Annotated in this window: 25 protein-coding genes, 1 tRNA gene and 1 other RNA gene; 9 read left to right on the top strand and 18 right to left on the bottom strand. The window is 69.4% G+C overall.

Going from position 1 to position 26,092, the window contains the following annotated elements; translation table 11 throughout:
• Nucleotides 1–43: 43 nt before the first annotated feature.
• Together ACTJJP_RS01085 and ACTJJP_RS01080 are read right to left on the bottom strand one after the other, a co-directional pair.
• Nucleotides 44–1,093, bottom strand: coding sequence for a 3-isopropylmalate dehydrogenase (locus ACTJJP_RS01085; protein ID WP_440773215.1), 1,050 nt, complete (start codon nucleotides 1,091–1,093; stop codon nucleotides 44–46).
• 25 nt (nucleotides 1,094–1,118) lie between these two features.
• Nucleotides 1,119–2,657 (bottom strand): MFS transporter, encoded by a 1,539-nt coding sequence (locus ACTJJP_RS01080; protein ID WP_440773214.1) that lies wholly within the window; start codon nucleotides 2,655–2,657, stop codon nucleotides 1,119–1,121.
• Nucleotides 2,658–2,736: 79 nt separating this feature from the next.
• Here ACTJJP_RS01080 and ACTJJP_RS01075 point away from each other — a divergent pair, with 79 nt between their 5' ends.
• Entirely contained in the window at nucleotides 2,737–3,279 is a 543-nt protein-coding gene (locus tag ACTJJP_RS01075) for a TetR/AcrR family transcriptional regulator (protein ID WP_440773213.1), read from the top strand.
• A 141-nt stretch (nucleotides 3,280–3,420) separates the two neighbouring features.
• On the opposite strand, the gene serA is transcribed toward ACTJJP_RS01075, so the two are convergent.
• The 9 genes from serA to ACTJJP_RS01030 form a co-directional block, all read right to left on the bottom strand.
• The gene (gene serA / locus ACTJJP_RS01070) at nucleotides 3,421–5,025 is read right to left on the bottom strand and encodes a phosphoglycerate dehydrogenase (RefSeq protein WP_440773212.1); all 1,605 of its coding nucleotides are present in this window, start codon (nucleotides 5,023–5,025) and stop codon (nucleotides 3,421–3,423) included.
• A gap of 226 nt (nucleotides 5,026–5,251) precedes the next feature.
• Nucleotides 5,252–5,590 (bottom strand): bacitracin resistance protein, encoded by a 339-nt coding sequence (locus tag ACTJJP_RS01065; protein ID WP_440773211.1) that lies wholly within the window; start codon nucleotides 5,588–5,590, stop codon nucleotides 5,252–5,254.
• Nucleotides 5,587–6,156, bottom strand: a complete 570-nt coding sequence (locus ACTJJP_RS01060; protein ID WP_440773210.1) for a DNA polymerase III subunit gamma/tau — start codon at nucleotides 6,154–6,156, stop codon at nucleotides 5,587–5,589. The genes ACTJJP_RS01065 and ACTJJP_RS01060 overlap by 4 nt, the downstream gene beginning before the upstream one ends.
• Nucleotides 6,157–6,296: 140 nt before the next feature.
• Nucleotides 6,297–7,322 carry a ketol-acid reductoisomerase gene (ilvC, locus tag ACTJJP_RS01055; RefSeq protein WP_440773209.1) on the bottom strand — a complete coding sequence of 342 codons (1,026 nt, stop codon included), beginning with the start codon at nucleotides 7,320–7,322 and terminating at the stop codon, nucleotides 6,297–6,299.
• Nucleotides 7,323–7,517: 195 nt separating this feature from the next.
• Nucleotides 7,518–8,027 carry an acetolactate synthase small subunit gene (gene ilvN / locus ACTJJP_RS01050; RefSeq protein ID WP_055953948.1) on the bottom strand — a complete coding sequence of 170 codons (510 nt, stop codon included), beginning with the start codon at nucleotides 8,025–8,027 and terminating at the stop codon, nucleotides 7,518–7,520.
• A 1-nt stretch (nucleotide 8,028) separates the two neighbouring features.
• Entirely contained in the window at nucleotides 8,029–9,837 is a 1,809-nt protein-coding gene (locus tag ACTJJP_RS01045; protein WP_440773208.1) for an acetolactate synthase large subunit, read from the bottom strand.
• A gap of 45 nt (nucleotides 9,838–9,882) precedes the next feature.
• Nucleotides 9,883–11,601 (bottom strand): dihydroxy-acid dehydratase, encoded by a 1,719-nt coding sequence (gene ilvD / locus ACTJJP_RS01040; RefSeq protein ID WP_440773207.1) that lies wholly within the window; start codon nucleotides 11,599–11,601, stop codon nucleotides 9,883–9,885.
• A 124-nt stretch (nucleotides 11,602–11,725) separates the two neighbouring features.
• The gene (gene otsB / locus ACTJJP_RS01035) at nucleotides 11,726–12,505 is read right to left on the bottom strand and encodes a trehalose-phosphatase (protein ID WP_440773206.1); all 780 of its coding nucleotides are present in this window, start codon (nucleotides 12,503–12,505) and stop codon (nucleotides 11,726–11,728) included.
• Nucleotides 12,502–13,965 (bottom strand): alpha,alpha-trehalose-phosphate synthase (UDP-forming), encoded by a 1,464-nt coding sequence (locus ACTJJP_RS01030; RefSeq protein WP_440773205.1) that lies wholly within the window; start codon nucleotides 13,963–13,965, stop codon nucleotides 12,502–12,504. Before ACTJJP_RS01030 ends, otsB begins: the two co-directional genes overlap by 4 nt.
• A 202-nt stretch (nucleotides 13,966–14,167) precedes the next feature.
• Between ACTJJP_RS01030 and ACTJJP_RS01025 the strand changes: the two genes are divergently transcribed.
• Nucleotides 14,168–14,422: a hypothetical protein gene (locus tag ACTJJP_RS01025; protein WP_440773204.1), complete on the top strand. Its 255-nt coding sequence runs from the start codon at nucleotides 14,168–14,170 to the stop codon at nucleotides 14,420–14,422.
• Nucleotides 14,423–14,541: 119 nt separating this feature from the next.
• Here ACTJJP_RS01025 and ACTJJP_RS01020 read toward each other — a convergent pair whose 3' ends face one another.
• Genes ACTJJP_RS01020 through ACTJJP_RS01010 form a run of 3 tightly spaced genes read right to left on the bottom strand, consistent with a single transcriptional unit; the run spans nucleotide 14,542 to nucleotide 17,216 of the window.
• Complete coding sequence (locus ACTJJP_RS01020; RefSeq protein WP_440773203.1) at nucleotides 14,542–15,741, bottom strand: acetyl-CoA C-acetyltransferase; 1,200 nt, start codon at nucleotides 15,739–15,741, stop codon at nucleotides 14,542–14,544.
• Complete coding sequence (locus tag ACTJJP_RS01015; RefSeq protein ID WP_440773202.1) at nucleotides 15,738–16,391, bottom strand: CoA transferase subunit B; 654 nt, start codon at nucleotides 16,389–16,391, stop codon at nucleotides 15,738–15,740. Before ACTJJP_RS01015 ends, ACTJJP_RS01020 begins: the two co-directional genes overlap by 4 nt.
• A gap of 54 nt (nucleotides 16,392–16,445) precedes the next feature.
• The gene (locus tag ACTJJP_RS01010; protein ID WP_440773201.1) at nucleotides 16,446–17,216 is read right to left on the bottom strand and encodes a CoA transferase subunit A; all 771 of its coding nucleotides are present in this window, start codon (nucleotides 17,214–17,216) and stop codon (nucleotides 16,446–16,448) included.
• Nucleotides 17,217–17,319: 103 nt separating this feature from the next.
• On the opposite strand from ACTJJP_RS01010, the gene ACTJJP_RS01005 reads away from it, so the two are divergent.
• The 3 genes from ACTJJP_RS01005 to ACTJJP_RS00995 are packed head-to-tail and all read left to right on the top strand — an operon-like array spanning nucleotide 17,320 to nucleotide 19,857.
• Complete coding sequence (locus ACTJJP_RS01005; protein WP_440773200.1) at nucleotides 17,320–18,117, top strand: IclR family transcriptional regulator; 798 nt, start codon at nucleotides 17,320–17,322, stop codon at nucleotides 18,115–18,117.
• Between the two features lie 52 nt (nucleotides 18,118–18,169).
• Nucleotides 18,170–18,631, top strand: a complete 462-nt coding sequence (locus ACTJJP_RS01000; RefSeq protein WP_440773199.1) for a MarR family winged helix-turn-helix transcriptional regulator — start codon at nucleotides 18,170–18,172, stop codon at nucleotides 18,629–18,631.
• Nucleotides 18,628–19,857, top strand: a complete 1,230-nt coding sequence (locus ACTJJP_RS00995; protein ID WP_440773198.1) for an MFS transporter — start codon at nucleotides 18,628–18,630, stop codon at nucleotides 19,855–19,857. Before ACTJJP_RS01000 ends, ACTJJP_RS00995 begins: the two co-directional genes overlap by 4 nt.
• An 83-nt stretch (nucleotides 19,858–19,940) precedes the next feature.
• Here ACTJJP_RS00995 and ACTJJP_RS00990 read toward each other — a convergent pair whose 3' ends face one another.
• Nucleotides 19,941–21,689 (bottom strand): DUF4082 domain-containing protein, encoded by a 1,749-nt coding sequence (locus ACTJJP_RS00990; protein WP_440773197.1) that lies wholly within the window; start codon nucleotides 21,687–21,689, stop codon nucleotides 19,941–19,943.
• 823 nt (nucleotides 21,690–22,512) lie between these two features.
• On the opposite strand from ACTJJP_RS00990, the gene ACTJJP_RS00985 reads away from it, so the two are divergent.
• Nucleotides 22,513–22,725: a hypothetical protein gene (locus ACTJJP_RS00985; protein WP_440773196.1), complete on the top strand. Its 213-nt coding sequence runs from the start codon at nucleotides 22,513–22,515 to the stop codon at nucleotides 22,723–22,725.
• A 193-nt stretch (nucleotides 22,726–22,918) separates the two neighbouring features.
• On the opposite strand, the gene ACTJJP_RS00980 is transcribed toward ACTJJP_RS00985, so the two are convergent.
• A tRNA-Lys gene (locus tag ACTJJP_RS00980) sits at nucleotides 22,919–22,994 on the bottom strand.
• A 111-nt stretch (nucleotides 22,995–23,105) separates the two neighbouring features.
• Here ACTJJP_RS00980 and ACTJJP_RS00975 point away from each other — a divergent pair.
• The gene (locus ACTJJP_RS00975) at nucleotides 23,106–23,912 is read left to right on the top strand and encodes an inositol monophosphatase family protein (protein WP_440773666.1); all 807 of its coding nucleotides are present in this window, start codon (nucleotides 23,106–23,108) and stop codon (nucleotides 23,910–23,912) included.
• Nucleotides 23,909–24,484, top strand: coding sequence for a hypothetical protein (locus tag ACTJJP_RS00970; protein WP_440773195.1), 576 nt, complete (start codon nucleotides 23,909–23,911; stop codon nucleotides 24,482–24,484). Before ACTJJP_RS00975 ends, ACTJJP_RS00970 begins: the two co-directional genes overlap by 4 nt.
• Before the next feature lie 91 nt (nucleotides 24,485–24,575).
• Here the strand turns inward: ACTJJP_RS00970 and ACTJJP_RS00965 are convergent, their stop codons facing one another.
• On the bottom strand, nucleotides 24,576–24,842 hold the full coding sequence (locus ACTJJP_RS00965; protein WP_440773194.1) for a hypothetical protein: 267 nt from the start codon (nucleotides 24,840–24,842) through the stop codon (nucleotides 24,576–24,578).
• Between the two features lie 84 nt (nucleotides 24,843–24,926).
• Between ACTJJP_RS00965 and ACTJJP_RS00960 the strand changes: the two genes are divergently transcribed.
• Nucleotides 24,927–25,466 (top strand): YaeQ family protein, encoded by a 540-nt coding sequence (locus ACTJJP_RS00960; RefSeq protein ID WP_440773193.1) that lies wholly within the window; start codon nucleotides 24,927–24,929, stop codon nucleotides 25,464–25,466.
• Nucleotides 25,467–25,537: 71 nt separating this feature from the next.
• Here the strand turns inward: ACTJJP_RS00960 and ssrA are convergent.
• Nucleotides 25,538–25,908: a transfer-messenger RNA gene (gene ssrA / locus ACTJJP_RS00955) on the bottom strand.
• Nucleotides 25,909–26,092 lie beyond the last annotated feature (184 nt).

Here is a 26,092-nt window from a genome sequence, read left to right as displayed (position 1 = left end):
AACTGTTCGATGCACGGGGGTGATGCGGGCCGATCGGTCCAGGTTACGCCTGGACGCGTTCGGCGATGGCGTCACCGACCTGCGCGGTGGTGCGGGCGCCGACGCGGCTCGCGATGTCGTCCTCGACCGCGCGGGTGACGCGTGCGGCCTCGTCGGTGAGCCCGAGGTGATCGAGCAGGAGGGCGACGGAGAGGATCGCGGCCGTGGGGTCGGCCTTCTGGGTACCCGCGATGTCGGGCGCCGATCCGTGAACGGGCTCGAACATCGAGGGGAACGCGCCGTCGGGGTTGATGTTGCCCGATGCGGCGAGGCCGATGCCTCCGGTGACGGCGCCGGCCAAGTCGGTCAAGATGTCGCCGAAGAGGTTATCGGTGACGATCACGTCGAATCGGCCCGGGTTCGTGACCAGGAAGATCGTTGCCGCGTCGACGTGCAGGTAGTCTACGTCGACCCCCGGGAACTCGGATGCCACGGCATCCACGATCCGCTTCCACATACCGCCGGCGTGGACGAGCACGTTGGTCTTGTGCACGAGGGTCAGCTTGTGACGTCGCCGCTCGGCGAGGGCGAAGGCGTAGCGCACGACGCGCTCGACGCCGTACGCGGTGTTGACGGAGGTCTCGTTGGCGACCTCGTGCGCCGTGCCGCGGCGGATCGAACCGCCGTTGCCGACGTAGGGACCCTCGGTGCCCTCGCGGACGACGACGAAGTCGATGTCACTGGGATCCGCCAGGGGACCCGTCGCGCCGGGATAGAGCTTCGACGGGCGGAGGTTGACGTAATGGTCGAGCTCGAAGCGCAGCTTCAGCAGCAGACCGCGCTCGATGTTCGCGTCCTTGAGGCGGGGGTCACCGGGAACTCCACCGACGGCACCCAGCAGGATGGCGTCGTGCGCCGCGATCGCGGAGAGGTCGTCGTCGGTGAGGGTGTCACCGGTCTCGAGGTAGCGGGCGGCGCCGAGGGAGAACGGTGTCTTCTCGAACGACACGTCCGACGCGGCGGTGACGGCGTCGAGGATCTTCACGGCCTCGGTGACGACCTCGGGACCGATGCCGTCACCGGGGATGACGGCCAGCTTCACGACACGCGACATCGCTCTCCTCAGAGCTCGGGGCACGTCACTTCTTGGACGTGCTGCGGGTTCCTCCCAGGGTAGCGGCAGCGATCACCGCGGCCACGACGATCAGCGCCGCACCGATCAAGGCGGTCACCACCACACCGGAGTCGAAGGCGTGCGCCGCCGCGAGGCGCAACGACTCCGCCAGCGCGGGGTCGTCGAGCGTGTTCGACACCGCCACCGCCCCCGCGAGCGTTTCGCGCGACGCGTCGGCCGCGACCGCCGAGAGCCCTTCAGGCAACACGAGCTGCGTGCGATAGAAGGCCGCGAGGATGCCGCCGAGCACCGCTGTGCCGAGCACCGCGCCCACTTCGTACGCGGTCTCGGAGACGGCGCTGGCGGCGCCCGCCTTGGCCGAGGGGGCGCTGGAGAGGATGAGCTCATTCGACACGGTCTCGGCCGCTCCGATGCCGATGCCCAGCAGCGCGAAGGCGACGATCAGTTGCACGAGGTCGGCGGTCGAGAGGGCGACCATGATGTACGCCACCACGGAGAACGCGAGAGCCACCGGCACCACGACGCGCGGCGCGAACCGCTTGGCGACGGGAACCACCGCGAGCCCCGACACGATCATCAACGCGAGGCCCGGCACGAGAGCGAAGCCCGCGACCATCGGGGAGAGGCCGACGACGAGCTGGAGGTGCTGCGCGACGAAGTAGAGGAAGCCGACCAGACCGACGACGCTCAGCAGATTGACCAGGATGGCGCCCGAGAAGGTGCCGCGACGGAAAAGGGACATGTCGAGCATGGGTGCGGCCGCACGGTTCTGCCGGCGCACGAACAGCCATCCGAAGACGACACCCACGACGAACAGGACGGGAGCGAGCGATAGGGGGCCCTCGACCGCGAGCTTCTTGATGCCGTAGACGATCGGCACCATCGTCGCCAGCGACAGTACGACGCTCACCGCGTCGAACCGGCCGGGAGCCGGGTCGCGGCTCTCGGGCACGAAGAACGGAGCAAGGACGAGCAGCGGCACGAGGACGGGCACCGCCATGAGGAACACCGACCCCCAGGAGAAGTGCTCGAGCAGGAAACCGCCGACGATGGGCCCGAGCGCGGCACCCGCCGAGAAGCCTGACGCCCAGATCGCAATGGCGAAGCGTCGCTCGTCACGGTCGCGGAAGATGCTGCGCAGCAGCGACAGGGTCGACGGCATGAGCATGGCACCGAAGACGCCCATCAGGGCGCGGCCGGCGATGAGCAGCACCGCGGTCGGAGCAAACGCCGAGAGGGCCGACACGGCGGCGAATCCCGTGGCGCCGACCAGCAGGAGGCGCTTACGACCGAACCGGTCGCCGAGCGTTCCCATCGTCACCAGCAGGCCTGCGAGGACGAGCGGGTACACGTCGATGATCCACAGCTGCTCGACGCTCGAGGGCTGCAGGTCGAGGGCGATCTCGGGCAGCGCGAAACTCAGCACCGTGTTGTCGACCGAGACCAGCAGCACGGGCAGCATGAGCACCGCCAGCGCGAACCATCCGCGCCACCCGGCGCAGGGCACGTTGATCTCTTGAGTGGGCAACGACGAGGTGAGCATGATTCCGTTCCGTTTCTAAACCGTCCAGCCGGTATAGTATCAGACGAAGCCATCCATCCGCACGTACGATCGATAAGCCATGAGCCGTCCCCCACTCGCCCGCGATGCCGTCCTCGATGCGTTCACGCGCATCCTCGTCGACGAGGGCGAGCGTGCCGCGACGATGGATGCCACCGCGCGCACCGCGGGCGTGTCCAAGGGCGGGCTGCTCTACCACTTCAGCTCGAAGAGCGCCCTCGAGTCGGCCCTGGTCGAACGCCTAGAGCGGCTCGCCCAAGAGGACGTCGCAGAGATCGAAGAGTCCGACGAGGGCGTCGTCGCCGCGCACCTGCGCTCCTCTCAGAACACCGGTTCACCCCTCGACGTGACGATCCTCGCGGTGTCGCGCCTGGCGCAGAACGGCAACGATGCGGCATCCGCCTCTCTCCGGCGCGTCCGCGAGCTCTGGGAAGACAGCCTCCGCGCGCACACGCGGGACGAGACCGCCCTGCAGATGGTGCTGCTGGTCAGCGACGGTCTCTACTTCAACGCGGTGCTCGACCTCAACGCCGTGCCCGGGCCGCAGCTCGGGGGCGCCGACCTCGACCGGTTGATCGCCGCGGTGGTCGCCGCGACCACCTGACTCGACCGCGGGTACGCGCGCGACTCACCATCACGCCCGCGCCACCACCCATACCAAAGCCAGGACTCCCGGGCCGATAGATACGAAAACGAGGAGGAGAGGGCCGCCGCAGCGACCCCCTCCCCCACGACCTCCCGGTCGTCAGTCCTCGACGATGTCGATCTGTCGGAACAGGTCGGCGCCCACGGCCTCGCGCATGGCGCCGAGGATGTCGTCGGGCACCGGAGAGTCCACCGTGAGCACGGAGAGCGCCCGGCCCGTGGCATCCGGAGCCGCCACCTGGAGGCCGGCAATGTTGATGCCCGCCTCGCCCAGCTTCTGGCCGTAGATCGCGACGATGCCGGGGCGGTCGGCGTAGCGCATGACGAGGTGGTGCTTCTCGATGGGCACCTCGATGTCGTAGCCGTTGATCGAGACGACCTTGGGCACCATGCGCGTGCCCGCGAGGGTGCCGGCGACCGTCAGGGTGGAGCCGTCGGCCAGGGTGCCGCGCAGGATCGTGATGTTGCGGTACAGCGGGCTCTCGGCCTCGACGACCAGGCGCGCCTCGACGCCGCGCTGCTCGGCGAACAAGGGTGCGTTGACGTACGAGACGCTCTCGCTGACGATCCGGCTGAAGTAGCCCTTGAGCGCCGCGAGTCGGTAGACGCTGACGTCGTACTGCGCGAGCTCGCCGCGCACCTCGATGTCGAGGCTCGTGAGCGCGCTGTCGGCGAGGCCGCTGAAGAACTGGCCCAGCATCTCGACCAGCGCGATACCGGGGCGCACGAAGGGATCGATCGCGCCGCCCGCGACGTTCACGGCATCCGGAACGAGGTCGCCCTCCAGCGCGAGCTTGACCGAGCGAGCGACCGAGACGCCGGCCTTCTCCTGCGCCTCTTCGGTGCTGGCACCGAGGTGCGGGGTGACCACGACGTTCGGCAGGTCGAGCAGACGGCGCGCCGGGCCATCCTGCGCGGGCGGCTCGGTGGAGAACACGTCGAGGCCCGCCCCGGCGATCTCGCCCGTGGTGAGCGCCTCGAAGAGCGCGTTCTCGTCGATGAGTCCCCCGCGCGCGACGTTGATGACGTACGCGCTCTTCTTCAGGCGGCGCAGCTGCTCGGTGCCGATCATGCCCGTGGTCTCGGGTGTCTTCGGCATGTGGATGGTCACGAAGTCGCTCTGTTCGAGCAGTTCGTCGAGCGAGACGAGCTGGACGCCGAGCTGCTGGGCCCGAGCGGCCGTGACGTAGGGGTCGTAGGCGATGACGCGCATGTCAAAGGCCTGCAGGCGGGCGGCGATGAGCGCGCCGATTCGGCCGAGACCGATGATGCCGATCGTCTTCTCGAACAGCTCGGTGCCCGTGAACGAGCTGCGTTTCCACAGACCCTGCGCGAGCGAGGAGTGGGCGGCGGGGATGCGACGGGCGAGGCTGAGCACGTGCCCGACGGTGAGCTCGGCGGCCGAGATGATGTTCGAGGTGGGGGCGTTGACGACCATGACGCCGGCCGCCGTGGCCGACTTGATGTCGACGTTGTCGAGGCCGACGCCGGCGCGGGCGACCACCTTCAGCGACGGAGCGGCGGCGAGGGCCTCGGCGTCGATCTGGGTGGCCGAGCGCACCAGCACCGCGTGAGCGTCGGCGAGGGCCGAGAGCAGCGCGGAGCGGTCGGTCCCGTCGACGTTGCGCACGTCGAAGTCGGGGCCGAGCGCGTCGATCGTGGCGGGAGAGAGTTCTTCGGCGATGAGCACGACGGGCTTCGTCACGGATGCGTCCTTCGAAACGGTGCTGGGGACTGGCGCGCACCGCCGCGCACCACCGGCGCGAGCCGGGCGCGCGACCCGTGCGGGCCGTCTGCCAGCCTAGCGCGGAGGCGAGGATGCGCCCGACCGTGTGACGGTGCAGGACGGATGCCGGACCCCGGGGCCGCTGTCGACGCAACGAGGAGATCGTCCCGGCCGGGCCGAGCCACGGGGCCGCCGATGCGCGGCTTCAGCCCCCGTACAGGCCGTAGGAGGTCGTTCCGTAGCCGACGATCGCCAGCCAGAACGCCGCCGACACCGTCAACCCGGCGAGCAGCACGATGGCGAACTCCCCCGCACGGCGTCGCGCTCCGATCGCGAAGGCCACGCCGAACGCGATGAGCGGGAACACGATGGGCAGGATGTAGACGAACCACCCCAGTCCGTTGAGGCCCAGAGGCCCGTTCACTTGCTGGACGAGCAACGCGACCGAGCTCCACACGACGTAGGCGTAGAACAGACCGAACACTCCGGCGATCGTCACCACCAGCCACGTGGGGAGATGACGGGTGCGCACGGTCTCGCTCATGCGAAGGCTCCCAACGAGAGGAAGGGCCAGGGGACGAGGAGCACGATCCCGAGGATCAGCAGGAGGAAACGCTGCCAGGTGCGCCACGACCGGGTCAGCGCGAGCACCGCGACGAACCACACGAGGGGGGCGAGAGCCGCGCCGATCGTCAGGGCGATGAGGGTGACCGCCGGGATCGGCAATCCCAGCCCCTGCAGCTGGAGGCCGGCGACGAGCCACCCGACGGCGAACAGCAGGAAGGTGGCGGCGACCATGCCGATGCCGATCAGGCCGGCGTTGCCCAGCGGCCTCGGGTGAGCGGCGTCCGGTTCGTCGTCATCGGACTCGATGTCGTCGGCCTCCGGATGCCGGGCGGTCGGCGCGGCGGAGGACGAACGGGGCTGCAGGGGCTCGGGGACGGTCTGCAGGGGCTCGGGGCCGCGGGGATCCGCGACGTCGGCAGGCGTCGAGTCGGGCTCGGACGCCGCAGCAGCGGCGCGTCCCGGCGCGGCCTTCTCGCCGACGTCGAGCGTCGGGTCGTCGTCACCGCCCCAGGAGAGGGCGTCGTCATCGCGCGGAGTGCTCACGCGACAACGCTAGCGGCGTCCCCCCACCGCGGGGGCGCGCCCCGCCGAGGCCGAGTCCGCGGCATCCGGAACCGACACGCCCCGCGGAGACGCCGAACGCCCCGGAACCGCGAGGTCCCGGGGCGTTCGAGAGACGAGACTCAGCGCGCGGCCGAACCCTCGACGTAGTCGGTGTCCTGCTGCTTCCACGCGAACAGGCCGCGGAGCTCCTTGCCGGTCGCCTCGATGGGGTGACCCTGCTCCTTCTCGCGGAGCTCGAGGAACTCGGTGGCGCCGTTGTCCTGGTCGTCGATGAAGCGCTTCGCGAACGCGCCCGACTGGATGTCGGCGAGGACGGCCTGCATGCTCGTCTTGACCTCGGGCGAGATGACGCGGGGGCCCGAGACGTAGTCGCCGTACTCGGCCGTGTCGGAGATCGACCAGCGCTGCTTGGCGATGCCGCCCTCCCACATGAGGTCGACGATGAGCTTGAGCTCGTGCAGGACCTCGAAGTAAGCGATCTGGGGCTGGTAGCCGGCCTCGACGAGGGTCTCGAAGCCGTACTGCACGAGGTGGCTCATGCCGCCGCAGAGAACGGCCTGCTCGCCGAAGAGGTCGGTCTCGGTCTCTTCGGTGAAGGTCGTCTTGATGACGCCGGCGCGGGTGCCGCCGATGGCCTTCGCGTACGAAAGGGCGGTGTCCCAGGCCGTGCCCGAGGCGTCGCTCTCGACGGCGATGATGTCGGGGATGCCGCGACCGGCGACGTATTCGCGACGCACGGTGTGGCCGGGAGCCTTCGGGGCGACGAGGATCACGTCGACACCCTCGGGGGCGTCGATGTAGCCGAAGCGGATGTTGAAGCCGTGCGCGAAGGCGAGCGTCTTGCCCTCGGTGAGCTTGTCCTTGATGGAGTCGGCGAAGATCGACCGCTGGTGCTGGTCGGGCGCGAGGATCATGATGAGGTCGGCCCACTCGGCCGCGTCGGCGACGCTCTTGACCTCGAAGCCGTCTTCCTGCGCCTTGGCGGCCGACTTGGAGCCGTCCTTGAGGGCGATGACGACCTCGACGCCGGAGTCGCGCAGGTTCTGCGCGTGGGCGTGACCCTGGGAGCCGTAGCCGACGATCGCGACCTTCTTGCCCTGGATGATCGAGAGGTCGGCGTCGTCGTCGTAGAAGATCTCTGCCATGGGGATGTTCTCCTTGGATTCAGGTCCCTGAGCTTGTCGAAGGGACCGGGGTGTGTGGACGAGTGGAGTTCGGGGTCGGACCCTTCGACAGGTTCGGGGACCGATGTGATTCGGGGTGTCAGACCTTCCGACAGGCGCGGGGACCGACGTGGTTCGGGGCGTGAGCCCCGTGGACGGGCGCGGAGACCGACCGGTTCAGCCGCGCAGGACGCGTTCGGTGATGCTCTTGCCGCCGCGGCCGACGGCGAGCAGGCCCGACTGCGCGAGCTCCTTCACGCCGAACGGCTCGATGGCTTTGAGGAACGCCCCGACCTTGCCCGAGTCGCCCGTGATCTCGATGACCATGGCGTCGGGGGCGTAGTCGACGACCGAGGCGCGGAACAGGTTGACCACCTCGACCACGTTCGAGCGCGTGGCGTTGTCGGCGCGCACCTTCACGAGCACGTGCTCGCGCTGCACGGATGCCGCGGGGTCGAGTTCGACGATCTTGATGACGTTGATGAGCTTGTTCAGCTGCTTGGTCACCTGCTCGAGCGGAAGCCCTTCGACGTCGACGACGACCGTGATGCGCGAGAGTCCGGGCACCTCGGTCACCCCGACCGCGAGCGACTCGATGTTGAAGCCGCGGCGGGCGAAGAGGCCCGCGACGCGGGTGAGCAGACCGGGTTTGTCCTCGACCAGGAGGCTCAGAACGTGACGAGACATCTCAGTCCTCCTCCTCGTTGAAGGTGGGCGAGTGATCGCGCGCGTACTGGACGTAGCTGTTGCTGACGCCCTGCGGCACCATCGGCCACACCATCGCGTCGGCGCTCACGACGAAGTCGATCACGACGGGGCGGTCGTTGGTGTCGAGCGCGAGCTGGATGGCGGCGTCGATCTCGTCTTCCTTCTCGACGCGGATGCCCAGGCACCCGTACGCCTCCGCCAGCTTGACGAAGTCGGGGATGCGACGCGTGCCGTGGCCGGTGTTCAGGTCGGTGTTGGAGTGGCGGCCGTCGAAGAACAGCGTCTGCCACTGGCGCACCATGCCGAGCGACGAGTTGTTGATGATCGCGACCTTGATGGGGATGTCGTTGATGACGCAGGTCGCAAGCTCCTGGTTGGTCATCTGGAAGCATCCGTCGCCGTCGATCGCCCACACGGCGCGCTCGGGCTGAGCGACCTTGGCGCCCATGGCCGCGGGCACGGCGTAACCCATGGTGCCGGCACCGCCGGAGTTCAGCCACGCGTTGGGGCGCTCGTACTTGATGAACTGCGCTGCCCACATCTGGTGCTGACCGACTCCCGACGCGTACACGCCCTCGGGACCGGTCATCTCGCCGATGCGCTGGATGACGTACTGCGGCGAGAGGAGCCCGTCGGTGGTGGGCGTGTAGCCGAGGGGGAACTCCTCGCGCAGACCGTTCAGGTAGGTCCACCACTCGGCGTAGTCGTGCGCGTTCTCGGCGTCGGCCGCGCGGAAGGCAGCCTCGAGGTCGATGAGGACCTCGCGCAGGTCGCCGACGATCGGCACGTCTGCGGTGCGGATCTTGGAGATCTCGGCGGGGTCGATGTCGACGTGCACCACCTGCGCATTCGGGGCGAACAACGCCGCCTTGCCGGTGACGCGATCGTCGAAGCGGGCACCGAGCGAGACGATGAGGTCGCTCTCCTGCAGGGCGAGCACGGCGGGCACCGTGCCGTGCATGCCCGGCATGCCGAGGTGCTGCTCGTGCGAGTCGGGGAAGGCTCCCCGCGCCATGAGCGTGGTGACCACGGGGGCGCCGGTAGCTTCGGCGAGCACCTTGAGCTCGGCCGACGCGTTCGAGCGGATCGCGCCGCCGCCGACGTAGAGGACGGGCTTCTTGGCCGTGGTCAGCAGATGGGCCGCCGCCTGGATCTGCTTGCCGTGCGCCTTGGTCACCGGACGGTAACCGGGCAGGTCGATCTTGGGCGGCCACACGAAGGGCGCCTCGGCCTGCTGCGCGTCCTTGGTGATGTCGACCAGCACGGGACCGGGACGGCCGGTGGACGCGATCTCGAACGCCGCGGCGATCGCGCCGGGGATCTCGTCGGCCGACTTCACCAGGAAGGAGTGCTTGGTGATGGGCATCGTGATGCCGACGATGTCGGCTTCCTGGAAGGCATCGGTGCCCATGAGGGTGGAGAACACCTGGCCGGTGATGCACACCAGCGGCACCGAGTCCATATAGGCGTCGGCGATCGCGGTGACGAGGTTGGTCGCGCCGGGACCGGACGTGGCGATGGCAACGCCGACGCGTCCCGACGCCGCCGCGTACCCCTCGGCCGCGTGGCCGGCACCCTGCTCGTGGCGCACGAGGATGTGGCGGACGTTCTCGTCGTCCATGAGCGGGTCGTAGACGGGCATGATCGCGCCGCCGGGCAGGCCGAACACATCGGTCACACCCAGCAGATCGAGCGAGCGGACGACCGCCTGCGCGCCCGTCATCACGGGCGCCGGTGCGGTGCGAGCGGGCGGCCGGGGAATGGCCGCGGTGGGGGAATCGATGGACATGGGAGTACCTCGAGAACCAGGAGAAGGTGAGAAGGGGGACGGCCGTCAGCCCGTGACCGCGCCCTCCGCGGCGGAGTGCACGAGCTTGGAGTACTTGGCCAGAACGCCACGGGTATAGCGCGGGGGAAGCGGTTCCCAGCCTTCGCGGCGGGAACTCAGCTCGTCCGTCTCGACGATCAAGTCGAGAGTGCGAGCGGCGATATCGACCCGTATCAGATCACCATCGCGCACGAAGGCGATGGGACCTGCGTCCACCGCTTCGGGAGCTATGTGGCCGATGCACAGTCCGGTTGTGCCGCCTGAGAATCGACCGTCCGTCAAGAGTAGTACATCTTTTCCGAGCCCCGCGCCCTTGATGGCCGCCGTGATGGCGAGCATCTCGCGCATGCCGGGACCGCCCTTGGGGCCCTCGTAGCGGATGACGACGACGTCACCGGCCCGGATCTGACCCGCCTCGAGGGCGTCCATGGCGGCGCGCTCGCGCTCGAACACACGGGCCGGTCCCTCGAAGACGTTCCCGTCGAAGCCCGCCGACTTCACGACCGCACCCTCGGGTGCCATCGAGCCGTGCAGGATCGTGATGCCGCCCGTCGCGTGGATCGGGTTGTCGAAGGTGTGGATGACCGTGCCGTCGATGGGGTCGGGGTTCAGATCGGCGAGGTTCTCGGCGAGCGTCTTGCCCGTGACGGTGAGCGCGTCGCCGTGCAGGAGTCCCTCGTCGAGCATCGCCTTCATGATGACCGGGATGCCGCCCTGGCGGTCGACGTCGTTCATGACGTACTTGCCGAACGGCTTCATGTCGGCGACGTGCGGCGTCTTGTCGCCGATGCGGTTGAAGTCGTGCAGCGAGAGCTCGACCTCGGCCTCGCGCGCGATGGCGAGCAGGTGCAGCACGACGTTCGTCGAGCCACCGAGAGCCATGGCCAGGGCGATGGCGTTCTCGAACGCCTCTTTGGTGAGGATGTGGCGGGTGGTGATGCCCTGGCGCAGCAGGTTGACCACGGCCTCACCCGAGCGGTGGGCGAAGTAGTCGCGACGACGGTCGGCCGACGGCGGGGCGGCCGATCCGGGGAGGCTGAGACCGAGCGCCTCGGCCACCGACGCCATCGTGTTGGCCGTGTACATGCCGCCGCAGGCGCCTTCGCCGGGGGCGAAGGAGCACTCGATGCGCTTGAGGTCGGCCTCGCTCATGCGGCCAGCGAGGCACGCGCCGACTCCTTCGAAGGAGTCGATGATCGTGATCTCTTTCTCGGTGCCGTCGGACAGCTTCACCCAACCGGGGGCGATCGATCCGGCGTAGAGGAAGACGCTCGAGAGGTCGAGGCGAGCCGAGGCCATGAGCATGCCGGGGATCGACTTGTCGCAGCCGGCGAGCAGGACGGAGCCGTCGAGGCGCTCGGCCATCATGACGGTCTCGACGCTGTCGGCGATGACCTCACGCGAGACGAGGGAGAAGTGCATGCCCTCGTGGCCCATCGAGATGCCGTCGGAGACGGAGATGGTGCCGAACTGCAGCGGGTACCCGCCGCCGGAGTGCACGCCCTCCTTGGCGCCCTGCGCCAACCGGTCGAGACTGAGGTTGCAGGGGGTGATCTCGTTCCAGCTCGACGCGATGCCGATCTGGGGCTTGTCCCAGTCGTCGTCGCCCATGCCGACGCCGCGGAGCATGCCGCGCGAGGTCGTGGCTTCGATGCCATCGGTGATGACGCGACTGCGGGGCTTGATGTCGAACTCGCCGGTGTTCGGATTCTGCGGTGCGGGCATCCTCGAAGTCTATTGCGCGCACACGTCCCCCCGATGCGCCACGGGCGATGAACGGCCGATTAACCGCCGTGTGCAGGAGCGGCCAGGTACCGCGGATGCGGCTGTGGACCGGCGCACGCGCCGATCACGCGCCGTGCGCTCGGCGCAGGCGCACCACATCCTCCAGCACGGCGACGAACGCGGCGATGTCGTCGACCCTCAAACTCGCCGCCGTCGCTCCCCCGCCGACGCGGACGCCGAGGTCTCCCGCATCGAGCGACCGCAACGCGTCTTCATCGGTGACGTCGTCGCCGGCGAAGAGCACCGCCGACGCTCCCACACGATCGCGGAGCCGCGCGATCGCGGAGTCCTTCCCCTCGTGACGGAACGCGAACTCGAGGATGTCGTGGCCCGTCCGTCGACGCCAGGCCGGCGCCGCGCGGGTCACCAGTGCGTCGACGAGGTCGCGCGCAGCACGGGCCGTCTCGGCATCCGCGGTGCGCGTGTGCACGCCGAGGCCGTATTCCTTCGGCTCGATCCACACACCGTCCATCTCACGCGTGCCGGTCGTCGCCTCCCGCTGCAACCGGTCGCGGAGCTCGAGGTCGGCGGTGTCGTCGGGGGTCTCTTCCACGCCGACGCCCGGCACCCAGAACTGCGCGCCATGCGAGCCCGCGAGCCAGACCGGCGAGTCGTCGGCATGCTCGGAGATCTCGCGCAGGTGCCCGAGCGAGCGACCCGAGACCAGTGCGACCACCGTGCGCGGCAGCGCGGCGAGCTCATCGACGACCGCACGTGCCTCCGGCGTCATGCGCGCCGACATCGGTTCGTCGACCAGCGGCGACAGCGTGCCGTCGAAGTCGAGGGCGATGAGGAGGGTGTCGGTGGTGGCGACCGCCTCGACCGTCGCGTCGGCGGCGGTCATCCGGCATCCCCCTCGACGTCGTCGGCTTTCGCCTCGATCTCGGCGGCCGCCGCGCGGGACGAGCGATCGTGGAACACCGACAGCGCCTCGAGGAAGCCGCGTGACCAGTCCTCGACGTCATGCTCGCGAACGCGCCGTCGCAGAGTTCGCATCCGCCGTCCCTGCTCGGCCGCGGGCATGTCGACCGCGCGGATGATGGCGTCCTTGAGCCCGTCGATGTCGTGCGGGTTGATGAGCAGTGCACTGCCCATCTCGTCGGCGGCGCCGGCGAACTCGCTCAGCACGAGCACGCCGCGGTTGTCGATGCGGCTGGCGACGTACTCCTTGGCGACGAGGTTCATGCCGTCGCGCAGCGCGGTGACGAGCATCACGTCGGCGGCGAGGAACAGCGCCACCATCTCTTCGCGCGGATAGGACTGGTGCAGGTAGCGGATCGCGGTGTGCGTGGTGGTGTCGTAATCGCCGTTGATGCGCCCGACCGTCATCTCGATCTCGTCACGCAGCTGCACGTAGGCGTCGACGCGCTCGCGGCTGGGGCTCGCGACCTGCACGAGGGTGGCGTCCTCGACCGTCGCGCGGCCGTCTTCGAGGACTTCGCCCCACGCCTTGAGGCGGTGGCGGATGCCCTTCGTGTAGTCGAGCCGGTCGACGCCGAGAAGGATCTTGCGGGGATTGCCGAGTCCCTCGCGGATCTCTTTGGCGCGCTGCTGGATGTCGGGCCGCTGGGCCAGCTCGATGTAGGACTCCGCGTCGATCGAGATGGGGAACGCCTTCGCCAGGGCCACGCGCGTGCCGCCCTCGGCGTCGGGCACCAGGATGCCGCTGGCCTTCGTCTCGTAGCGCAACTGGCGGCGAACGGCGCGCGCGAAGTTGCCCGCGTCGGCCACGCGCTGGAAGCCGATGACGTCGGCGCCGAGCAGACCTTCGAGCACCTGCTTGCGCCACGGCAGCTGCGAGTAGAGGCCGTAGGCCGGGAACGGTATGTGGTGGAAGTAACCGATCGTGACGTCGGAGCGCAGCTCCCGGAGCAGCTTCGGCACGAGCTGCAGCTGGTAGTCCTGCACCCAGACGATTCCGCCCTCGGCCGCGACCGCGGCGGCCGCGTCGGCGAAGCGCTTGTTGACCTTGACGTAGGCGTCCCACCACGCGCGCTTATAGGTGGGCGGCGAGATCACGTCGTGGTACAGCGGCCAGATGGTGTCGTTCGAGAAGCCCTCGTAGTACAGCTGCACGTCCGCGGCCGAGAGCGTGACGGGAACGAGGTGCATGTCGTCGAACTCGAACGGCTCGACGTCGACGTCGGCCTGCCCCGCCCACCCCACCCACGCACCGTCGGCGCTGCGCATGACAGGTTCGAGGGCGGTCACGAGTCCGCCTGGCGAGCGCCTCCATCCCTCTCCATCGGGGGTGCGGTCGACGGGCAGTCGGTTCGCGACGACGACGAAATCGGCCTGGGTCACAGGTCCTCCTCGGGGATCGTCCTCAGGCTAACAGCGGGTCGGATCCGCGTCCGGGGGCTGGACGCCACCCCGCGAGACGGTCCTCGCCGCCGGGAGCGCCTCGACGCGTCGCGTCCCCGTGGCTCGCGTCGCTCACAGAGAGGGGCGTGAGCGGGTGTCAAGGCGGCGGTGGCGATCGCCTGCGAATCGGTAGGTTGGGCGCATGCGGCAGTACATCTTCGGAACCGGTCTCCTCAGCGCCATCACGGGCGGCGTCACCCTTCTGCGCGGGCTCAAGAACGATGAGCCGTTCACCTGGCGCACCGCCCTGGCGTGGCTGAGCTGGGGTATCACCCTCGCCCTGGCCGTGGGTGCGGTCGTCGACACGCGCCGCGCCCGCCGCGGCCGGGTGATCGCGGGAGACTCCCCCATCCAGAAGAAGCAGGGCAAGCTGCTCAAGAAGCGTCTCGCGCGCTGACCCGTCGCAACCCGCGCGAGATCACATGATCGGCGCGAACGCACACGGTGTGGGGCCGCCGGATCCGGCGACCTCGACACGATCGGGTGATCTCGCCGCACGGGCGGACGGCGAGGGTTTCACCGGGTGAGGATGAGCGCGTCGCCCTGACCGCCTCCGCCGCAGAGCGCGACCGCGGCCGTGCCGCTCCCCCGCCGCACGAGTTCGTGGACGGCGTGGACGACGAGGCGGTTCCCCGAGGCGCCGATGGGGTGGCCGATCGCGATACCGCCGCCGTGCGGATTGACCACGTCGTCGGAGAGTCCCAGTTCGGCTTGGGACCGGGCGACCACCGCACCGAACGCCTCGTTGATCTCGACGAGGTCGAGGTCGGATGCCGAGATCCCCTGCTTCTCCAGCGCCCGGGCGATCGCGCGGGCAGGCTGGTCGTGCAGGGAATTGTCCGGGCCGGCGACTTGCCCCGCGGCACCGACGACGGCGAGAACGTCCCACCCATACTTCTCAGCGACCGCACGGGTGGTCACGACCACGGCGGAGGCGCCGTCCGAGATCTGCGAGGCATTCCCCGCCGTGATCGACCCGCCCTCGGCGAACGCGGGGCGGAGCTTCCCGAGCGTCTCGACCGTGGTGCCGGGGCGGATGCCCTCGTCTGCGGTGACGATGACGGGATCGCCCTTGCGCTGCGGGATCGACACCGGGACGATCTCGGCGTCGAACACCCCGTCCGCCTGCGCCGCCGCGGCGCGCTCATGCGAGCGGGCGGCCACGGCATCCTGTGCTTCTCGCGTGACCTCGTACCGGTCGTTGGCGCGCTCGGTCGAAGCCCCCATGCTCTCGCGGTCGTACGCATCGGTCAGACCGTCGGAGGCCATGTGGTCGAGCACCTCGACGGAGCCGTAGGCGTATCCCTCGCGCGAGTTCATCAGCAGATGCGGCGCGCGAGTCATCGACTCCATGCCGGCGGCGACGACCACCGTCGCGTCTCCGAGGCGCAGCATGCGGGCGGCGTCGATGACCGCTGTGAGGCCCGAGAGACAGACCTTGTTGATCGTGGCGCTGTGCACGTCCCACCCGATGCCCGCCGCGATCGCGGCCTGACGCGCGGCGTTCTGACCGGACCCCGCCTGCAGCACCTGCCCGACGAGCACGGCGTCGACGGTCTCGGCCGGGATGCCGCCGCGCTCGAGCGCACCGCCGATGGCGGCTGCGCCCAGCTGCACGGCGGTGAGCGGGGCCAGCTGCCCCTTCAACCGCCCCTGCGGGGTGCGGGCAGCGGCGACGATGACGACATCGTCCTCGGGAGCGTTCTGGCGGTTCATCGGGTGATCTCCTCGGTGAGTCTCACGGTCAGCGGGGGCTCGGTGGCATCTCGCACCTCGTCGACACCGACCCCCGGGGCGAGCTCGACGAGCACCAGTCCATCCTGCGTCACGTCGATGACGGCGAGGTCGGTGATGATGCGATCGACGACGCCCCGCCCGGTCAGGGGCAGGGAGCAGGTGTCGACGATCTTGGGCGAGCCGTCCTTGGCGACGTGCTCCATCAGCACGATCACACGGGCGGCGCCGTGCACGAGGTCCATCGCGCCGCCGGGACCTTTGACCATCTTTCCCGGGATCATCCAGTTGGCGAGGTCTCCGGATGCCGAGACCTGCATCGCACCGAGGATGGCGGCGTCGATCTTGCCGCCGCGGATCATGCCGAAGCTCAGCGCCGAGTCGAAGAAGGCGGCCCCCGGGAGGGTCGTCACGGTCTCTTTGCCGGCGTTGATGAGGTCGGCGTCCACCGCGTCGTCGGTCGGGTAGGGACCGACGCCGAGGATGCCGTTCTCGGACTGCAGCACCACGGTCACCCCGTCGGGCACGTGGTTGGGGACGAGGGTCGGCAGGCCGATGCCGAGGTTCACGTAGGCGCCGTCGGCGAGTTCGCGGGCGGCGCGGGCGGCCATCTCGAGGCGGGTGAGGGGCATGTCAGAACTCCTTCGCGTTCATCGTCGTCCGTGCGCGAAGCGACCGGTACCCGCTCACCGTGCTCCCCCGCTCACCGTGCGCTTCTCGATGCGCTTCTCGAACTCGCCCACCTCGACGATGCGGTGGACGAAGACTCCGGGAAGGTGCACGGCATCCGGGTCGATCTCACCCGGCTCGACGAGGTGCTCCACCTGCACGATGCAGGTGCGACCGGCCATCGCCGCGAGCGGATTGAAGCTGCGGGCGGCCTTGCGGAACACGAGGTTGCCGTGATGGTCCCCCTTCCAGGCGTGAACGAGAGCGAAGTCGGTGGTGATCGCCTCTTCGAGAACGAACTCGCGGGGCTCGCCGCGAACGTCGAAGATCCGCACGTCTTTCGCGGGCGATGCCACGGCGATGCCGCCGGCGCCGTCATATCGGCGGGGCAGCCCGCCCTCCGCGACCTGCGTTCCGACACCGGTCTGGGTGTAGAACGCGGCGATGCCCGCGCCGCCCGCGCGCAACTTCTCGGCGAGCGTGCCCTGCGGGGTGAGCTCGAGCTCGAGTTCACCCGTGAGGAACTGCCGCTCGAACTCCTTGTTCTCACCGACGTACGAGGAGGTCATCTTGCGGATGCGACCCGCCCCGAGCAGGATGCCGAGCCCCCAGTCGTCGACCCCGCAGTTGTTCGACACGACGGAGAGGTCGCGCGTCCCCTGCGCGAGCAGCGCCTCGATGAGGGCGATGGGGTTGCCCGAGAGGCCGAATCCTCCCACGGCGAGCGAGGCTCCGTCGGGGATGTCGGCGACGGCGTCGGCCGCCGAGGGCCAGGTTTTGTCGATCACGCGTACTCCTTCGAACAGCGGTGATCCCATGGTGCGACGGCTCTGCCGGCCGCACGCAGCAGCATCTTGCGATGTGGATGCCGCGCCGCGTAGCGTCCACATCGTGGACACCCCAACCGGATCGACCCCTCGCGCCGGGGTGCCCGGCGCTCAGGTCATCGCCCGCGCGGCGCACCTGCTGCGCCTGGTGACCGCCGCGGGTGACGGCGGCGCGAGCGTCGGCGACCTCGCGCACGATGCCGACCTGACCCGCCCGACGGCGCATCGCCTTCTCACCGCGCTGCGCGCGGAGGGACTGGTCGACCGCGACGATGCCTCCGGACGGTGGCTGCCGGGACCGGAGCTGTATCTCATGGGAAGCGTCGCGGCATCCCGATTCGACATCACCGCCACCGCGCGCGACATCGTGCGCTCGCTCGCGGTCCGAACCGAGGAGAGCGCGTTCCTGTCGGTGCGGCGCGGTGACGAGACCGTCTGCCTGGTGCGCGAGGACGGGAGCTTCCCCATCCGCTCGTTCGTCCTGTCGGAGGGGGTGCGCTTCCCGCTCGGCGTCGCGTCGGCCGGACTGGCGATCCTCGCCTTCCTGCCACCCCAGGATGTGGACGCCTATCTGGAACGACATCCGGAGTTGGCGGAACGGTGGGGGGCGTCGCACTCCCCCGCACGCCTGCGCACGCGCATCGCCGACACGAAGGCCCGTGGCTACGCGGTCAATCCGGGGCTGATCGTGGAGGGGAGCTGGGGTCTGGGGGCGGCGGTGTTCACGCGGTCGGGCGATCCGCAGTGGGCGCTCAGTCTGACCGGAGTCCAGTTCCGGTTCGGCGGTGAGCGCCTCGCCGAGCTGGGGCGCGTCCTGTTGGCGCACGCGCATCAGCTGTCGACGCGGATCGCCGCGCGGTGATGACTTGTCCCACATCCATACCTTAGGTATATACCTGAGGTATGCTTTTCCCATGACCCGCGACGACGACCTGCAGACACTCCTGCTCGCGGTGCACGCCCTCACGCGCATCGCGGCCATCGACACCCAGAACGACGCCCCTGCGGCACAGTGGCGCACGCTGACGCTCCTGCGCGACCACGGCCCTCAGCGGCTCGGCGACCTCGCCACCTTGAGCCGGGTGACCCAGCCGGGCATGACGCGGCTGGTGCATCAGATGGATGCCGCCGGTCTCGTCGAGCGCGCAGCGCACGCGAGCGATTCGCGCGTCAGTGTGATCCGCGCGACCGACGCGGGCCTGGCCGCCCTCGCCGGGTGGTTCGAACAGTTCCGCACGGCGCTCGCGCCGCACGTCGCCGACCTGTCGGAGGCGGAATGGGATGCCGTCGGCGTCGCCGCCTCGGCCCTGTCCCTGCGCGTGGGCCTCGTTCCTGTCGCGCCTCTCACCCCCGAGCTGAAGGAGGTCGTCCGGTGACCGCCGACACCGCAGCACCCCGCATCTGGAAGCAGCCCGCACAGGTGTGGGCCGTCGCGTTCGCGTGCGTCGTGGCGTTCATGGGCATCGGTCTCGTCGACCCCATCCTCCCGGCGATCGCCGAATCCCTTCAGGCGAGCCCCGTCGAGACCGAGCTGCTGTTCACGAGCTATCTCGTGGTCACCGGACTCGCGATGCTCGTGACGAGCTGGATCTCGAGCCGGATCGGGGCGAAGGCGACGCTCCTGGTGGGCCTGGCGCTCATCGTGGTGTTCGCCCTGCTGTGCGCCCTCAGCGGCAGCGTCGACGCGATCATCGGTTTCCGCGCCGGGTGGGGACTCGGCAACGCGCTGTTCATCTCGACGGCTCTGGCCACCATCGTCGGAGCGGCGTCAGGGGGCAGTTCCGCCGCGATCATCCTGTACGAAGCCGCCCTCGGCCTCGGCATCGCGGTGGGCCCCCTGCTGGGCGGGATCCTGGGCGAAGTCAGCTGGCGAGGACCCTTCTTCGGTGTCGTCGCGCTCATGGCCATCGCGTTCGTCGCCGTCCTGCTCCTGCTTCGCGGGCCCACTCCCGCGCGGACGCCGCTCGCGTTCAGCGCGCCGTTCCGCGCCCTGGGCCGGCCCGCGCTGGCGATCCTCGCCGCCACCGCCCTGTTCTACAACATCGGCTTCTTCACGCTGCTGGCGTTCTCGCCCTTCCCGCTCGGGTTCGGCGCGATGGGGATCGGCCTGACCTTCTTCGGGTGGGGTCTGGGGCTGGCGATCACCAGCGTGTGGGTCGCGCCGCTGCTGCTGCGGCGTCTGCGTCTGACGACGGTGCTGCTCATCGCTCTGCCACTGCTCGCCCTCGACCTTCTCGTGGCCGCGTTCGTCGTATCGTCGGCCGCCGCGCTGGTCACCTGCATCGTCGTCGGCGGACTCGTGCTCGGCGTCGTCAACACCGCGCTCACCGAGGCGGTGATGGAGGCGACCGATCTTCCGCGTTCGGTGGCGTCGTCGGCGTACTCCGCCGTGCGGTTCCTCGGAGGCGCCGTCGCTCCCCCGCTCGCCGCCCTGCTGTGGCACGCGTTCGATGCGGGCGTCCCGTACGTCATGGCGGCCGTGTCGGTCGTGATCGCGAGCCTGTGCATCCTGTTCGGACGCCGCCTGCTCGCCCACATCGACGGTGCGCACCCGGATGCCGCCGACGAGGGCGCCGCGGTACTGGTGGGCGACGCAGCGTGACGCGGTAGCTGCGGAACCGGTGCTGAGGCGCCGGATGCCGACGCTCGATCGCAGACCGANTCCGGCGCCTCGCCGTTCGGGCGTCAGCCCCAGATGGCCGCCAGGCGCTCGGCCGTCGGCACCGGTGCGATCTCGTCGAGGTCGTCGAGCGTCATCGGCTCGAGCTTGCTGAACCCGCGATCGCCCTTGGTGCTCTCGGACGCCTCGACCTCGGAGAACGAGTACGACGGCGAGACGCTGCCCGCGACCGTGGAGGTGTCCATCGCGAGGTCCGACCACGTCCCGTGCAACGAGTTGGCTGCGAGGACGGGCTGCCCGCCCTCGTAGACGGGGTAACGCTGCTGGCTGGTCTTGCCGCCGACGACGACGGTGTTGCGGATCTCGCCGCCGCTGTTGCTGCCCGCGATGATGCCCTGGTTGGACGACGCGAAGACGGCGGAGTCCTCGATCACGATGTCGGTCATCGTGCCCGTGCCCGAGGTCGTCACGAACTGGATCGTGTCGGTGTGGGCGTTGGACCCGCGCGCCTTGTAGTGCGGCGCGGCGTACAGGCCCGAGAAGGTCAGACCGTCGATGTCGTACCCGTCGGCGGACTTCACCTCCATGCGGTCGTACCCGGCGCCCGCCACCGCTTCGGTGCCCGCCACCACTTCGACCACGTCCGTGTTCTGTACTCCGCGGCCGCCGTTGGCGGTCACGAGGAGCGTGCCGACCGTGGTGTACCCGAAACCGAACGACTCGACGTTGCGGAGCATCACCGACGTGTCGCCCATGTCGATGCCGACGATGGACACACCGCGGACCCCGACGAAGGCGATGCCCTTGTCTCCTGCGGTCTTGACCGTGCCGACGCCGTCGCACGCGTCGACGAGGATGCGCGACGGGCGGTTGGCGTTTCCGACGTCCTGGAGGACGCCCTTGGCGCTGGATCCCGAGCCGTTGCCGCCCACGATGGTGCCCGGCGAGACGCAGATCACCACGTCGTCCGAGGTCTTGGCTTCCGCGGTGATCGCCGCGGAGATGGCGGCCCACGTGGGCTTCACCTGCACCACACGCGCCGCATCGGCACGCGGGGTGTTCTCCGGCCAGTGGGTGCCGTCGGGGCCGACGGCGCTGACGGGTCCGGCGGGGTCGGGCTCCGGTGCCGGGGGCTCGACCGGAACGGGCGTCGGTGCGGGGGCGGTCGGGTCCGGCTCGGTCGGGTCGGGCGAGGGCTCGGATCCGGACTCGAGGTCGGGTTCGGCGGTGAAGGCGATGTCGACGAGGCCGCTCGCGGTCTGCCCGATGGTGGGGTAGCCGGCGGAGGCCTTGTACACGCCGGCCTTCGCCGGCGTAACGATGCCGTTGGTCGTCTTCGGCTCGGCGAAGTAGTTCTCGATCGCGGGGATGCGGCCGTCGTTGTCGAGCACGCTGACGGTGTACGAGACATCCGCCTCGAGGTCGAGCGCGATCGGGACGGTCCGCCAGCCCACCGCAGCGACGGGATCGACCGGCGCCTGGGCGAGCAGCACGCCGGTGGACGACCAGACAGACGCGCTGACCACGCCCGAGTTGGGGGCGTTCTGGTAGAACCGGACGGCCGACAGGGCGCCCGACTCCTCGGGCGAGAAGGTGAATCCGACCTCGATCGGGCCGGGGACGGGCATCGCGGGGACCTGCGGTCGCACACTGTCGGGGAAGAGTCCGACCGGCCCGGCGACCGCGGCGACGCTGGGCGTCGCGGTTCCCGCGACGAGAGCGGCTACGGCGACGGCGACGGTCGTGCTGATCAGGGTGCGTCGGTGACGGGCGGACGAACGGGACGGAACACCGGAGGCGGCGTTGAGTTCCATGGGCGCATTGTGCTTTCGGCTCGAGCTCAGGGTGCGCATTGTTTCTTTCGCGCCCCGCGGCGGGTGCAAATGTCAGGACCGCTGCGGCGCAGCAGAAACGACCTTATACCCGCACCATTACGGGTGGATTAAGAATGGACCGCCAGGAGCCCCCCAATCGAGCCCCTGAGCGCGTCGTGCGACCCTCCCGACGGTGAGCACGATGAGAACAGCCGCGTCTTTCCGTGGGTGAGGGACGGGCGTCTCGAGTGGATGCAACCCCTCGGGCGACCGGCGAACCGCAGGAGAACGCCGTTTGCACTATTGACACCGTCTCGCGGAGTGCCACAGGATAGCGGTAACCACGTCGTCGAGACATGAAAGAGCGTGCAATAGCCTCTCGCGATGATTTCCCGTGACTTCCGAGCGAAACCGCGGCGAGAATGAACCGCGCGGCCCACCTCCGATGTAAAAGTTATTGCGCCGACGTAGCGAGAACTGTCTCGCCGATCATGCGGTTTGGAACGGTTCACCCGGTCCACGGTGAGATTCATCTCCTCGACGGACGCTGACATCCCCGCTGTGCGAATGCGGATCCCGGGGGCACGGAAGAGAGTCTTCCCTGTCGACCACCGCTACGCCTTCTCGACGACGCGACCAGGGCCGCCAGGACCCGTGGTCACGCATAGCGGCTCGTCTTCGACCGCTTCCCGCGGGAACAAGCCGAGTGCGGAGCCGGCGCGAACGGCCTCCGAATACGGACGAGACGCGTTCCGGGGCGGTTATGCTCTCGGTGATGGTGGCGGGCGGGGGCCCTGACCACCGTCACGACAAGGGGAACGCAATGCTCATCGATGAGCCAGCGCTCGGCCGTCTGGTGCGGCGGATGCAGGCGCGCTTGGACCGTCCGGTCCTCTGCGCTTACGGCACCGCGGGCGAGATGTCCGAACCTCGCTGTGAAGCCCTCATCACCCGGCGCTCGTCGCGGGCAGCAGGGCACCCGGGCTACTGTTCCCACGCGCACGCCGCGCTCGCGCAGGACGACCAGATCCTCTGACACGACGACGAAACGCCTTCCGACACCGCCCTCAGCACCGAGGAAGGACTCTGGACCGAACCGGGCGAGGACGACACGCCCGAGCCATCCACACGTTCTCGCCTATGTGCCATAGGCCACGCCCGCCGAACCGCACCTGTGGAGCACGGAAGCCCGCTTTCTCATCTCGCGATGAGAGACCGGGCTTCGTGAGTGGTGCACCCCCTGGGACTTGAACCCAGAACCCACTGATTAAGAGTCAGTTGCTCTGCCGATTGAGCTAGAGGTGCGTTCCGTTCGGGCCGAAACTTGCGTTCCGAACCGAGGGATTACGTTACCAGGCGTGACGCGGGCACGCCAAATCGGCCGCCGGTCGACCGTATCCTTGAGCCGTGTCCCCGATCGAAGCAGCGCCTCCGACCCTCACCGACGACCTCGCCCTCGCCCTGCGCCTGGCCGACGCCGCCGACGCTGTCTCGATGCGCCGCTTCGATGCGGCCGACCTCCGCGTCGACACCAAGCCCGACCGCACGCACGTGACCGAGGCGGATCTCGCGACCGAGCGCGCGATCCGCGCGATCCTCGATGCCGAGAGACCCGACGACGCCGTCCTGGGCGAGGAGTACGGCTCCTCGGGCGACACGGCCCGCCGGTGGGTCATCGACCCCATCGACGGCACGCACAACTACATGCGGGGCATCCCCGTGTGGGCGACGCTGATCGCCCTCTCGGTCGACGGCGTCCCCCAGGTCGGCGTCGTGAGCCAGCCCGCCATCGGACGCCGCTGGTGGGCCGCGGTCGGCCACGGCGCGTGGACGACAACCGCGTCGGGCGAGACCCGCGGCATCCGGGTGTCGGGAGTGGAGGAGGTCGGTGCCTCGAGCATCAGCTTCCAGAGCATCCAGCAATGGGACGGCGTCGAGCTGGTGCCCGCCCTCGAGCGACTGGCGCGTGCGGTCTGGCGCGACCGTGCCTACGGCGACGCCCTGCCGTACATGTGGCTCGCCGAGGGCAGGCTCGAACTCGTCGCGGAGTTCGACGTGAAAGAGTACGACATCGCCGCGATCGCCCCCATCGTGCGGGAGGCCGGCGGCCGATTCACCGCCTTCGACGGCTCGGACCGTCTCGACGCCGGCTCGTCGTTCGCCACGAACGGCATCCTGCACGACGACTTCTTCGCCCTGCTGCACGGCGGGGACCCTCGGTGAGCGGCCCGCGTGAACGTGCCCCCCTGGTGGCGGTCGGGGGAATTCTGATCGCGAGCCTGCTCACCGCGTGCAGCGGCCCCACCCCCGAGACCGTGCCCAGCGTCGCCGAGTCGGCAGCCGGCCCCACCATCGCGGCCCCTGAGACGACGGCGACCCCCGCTTCCGAGACGCCCGACCCCACGTGCGAGAACATCATCCCGCAGGCGACAGCCGACGACTTCACGAGCATCGGGTGGGTCACCCAGCAGGAGCCCTTCCGCATCGGCGCGATCGCGCTCGAAGAGGGCATCCAGTGCAAATGGGGCGACCAGAAGATCGCGTCCGACAGGGTCCAGATCTTCGGGTGGGCGCCGATCGACGAGGCCACGGCAGCCACGGCCCAGAAGGAGCTCGTCGCGTCCGGCTGGAAGGTCGAGGTCGACGACGATGGCACCTACGTCACCGAGAACCCCGAATGGCTCGGGGGCCGTGGGGTCGACGGATACGGCCTGACCTATCTCTTCGGCGACGGGTTCGTGAAGCTCGCCGACACGCGGCAGAGCCTGATCCTCGTCGACGCCCCACGCGGATAAGCGGCGGCCACCCACGGCGGGTTCCGGGGCTCGGTTCCGCAGCTCGGGTTCGGCTGTGCCGGTCACGTTGCTCGGGTTCGGCGTTACGGGTTCAGCGGTACGGGTTCACCGCCGCGGCATCCCGGGCCGCAGCGAAACCCTCGTCCCAGGCGTCACCGCGCGCCTCGACGGTGCGCCACAGTTCGTCAGCGCGCAGCACACGAGTCGCGAACGCGACCCACTCGCTCCACCCCGCGGTGATCCCGGATGCCGTGTAAGCGGCGTCGCCGCGCGGAGCTGCGGTCCAGGTGGAGGCGTCGGGCGTGGGCTCGAGCTGGAAGGGGCCGACGTCGATGCGGAGCGCGCGAGGGTCAGGCATGCTCCGACGCTAGACGCCGCCACGGGGGCGGACAAGCGGCGCACCGGCACGCCGGCGACCCTCGCTCGCGTAGGCTCGGTCGTCGTGGCTATCGGCTCGACCATTCACACCTTCACGGTGCAGCTCTCCGACGTCGATCGCGGCGTGTACGACGAACTGCAGCTGCGGGTCGCCCGGCATCCATCAGAGACCGCGCCGTACATGCTCACCCGCGTGCTCGCCTACTGTCTCGAGTACGAGGAGGGCATCGCCTTCAGTGAGGGCGTCGCCGCCACCGACGAGCCGGCCGTCATGGTCACCGACCTCACCGGAGCGCTCGTGGCGTGGATCGAAGTCGGCGCACCGGATGCCGCCCGGCTGCACACCGGCAGCATGAAGGCCGGGCGCGTCGCCGTCTACACCCACCGTGACCCCGACAAGGTCTCGGCGGCCTGGACGGGCAAGCGCATCCACCGCGCCGATCAGGTGCTGCTGCACAGCTTCGACCCCGGCTTCGTCGAGCGAGTGGCCGAGGGCCTCGAACGCCGCAGCACCGCCACCTTGACCCGCACCGAGGGTCGCGTGTACCTCGACCTCAACGGCGTCTCGGGCGAGAGCGACATCCACACGCGCACCGCGGGCTGAACGAGCGCACGAAAAAGCCCCCATCCCGCCGAAACGGGCGGATCTGGGGGCTATCTCATCGTGACAACGGCTCGTGGAGCTGGGGGGAATCGAACCCCCGTCCAACGCTGGGTCTCCGCGTTTTCTCCGGGCGCAGTCTGTGCAGACGTTCTGCTCGGCTCCGACCTTTGTCACAGACACCTAAGTCGACGAGCCCAGCCTGGGAAAAGTCCCGCGTGACGTCCAGACGCCGTCACACAGCAAGACCCCTAAATGACGCCAGAATCCGTGGCGGGGTCACACACGGTCTGACGGACTATCGGGCTCGCTTACGCAGCGAGGGCGAAGTCAGTGCGCTTAGCATCGGCACTTATTGTTTTGCAGGGAGCGTTTACGAGATAACCCCACATCCTCGGCCCGCTTTCTCGCGGGTTCGCAGGCGCTGTCGAAACCGATCAGCCCCGGGAACTCCGTGAAGGAGCGGCCGTTGTCACGCTATTGAGTTGCCATCTCGGCCGCCGAAGCGCCCGAGCATCTCAGTCTACAACGCCTCGCGGGGCGCCGTGATTCCCGAAGGCCGGGAGGCCGAGCGCGCGCTCGTGCAGAACTCCGGAGATCTGCCCGGGCGGCGGCGANTCACGCGGCGC

The sequence above is a fragment of the Microbacterium sp. 22296 genome, from assembly GCF_052045385.1.
In the GTDB taxonomy this organism is placed as follows: domain Bacteria; phylum Actinomycetota; class Actinomycetes; order Actinomycetales; family Microbacteriaceae; genus Microbacterium.
This window is presented reverse-complemented; position numbering and strand designations above follow the sequence as displayed.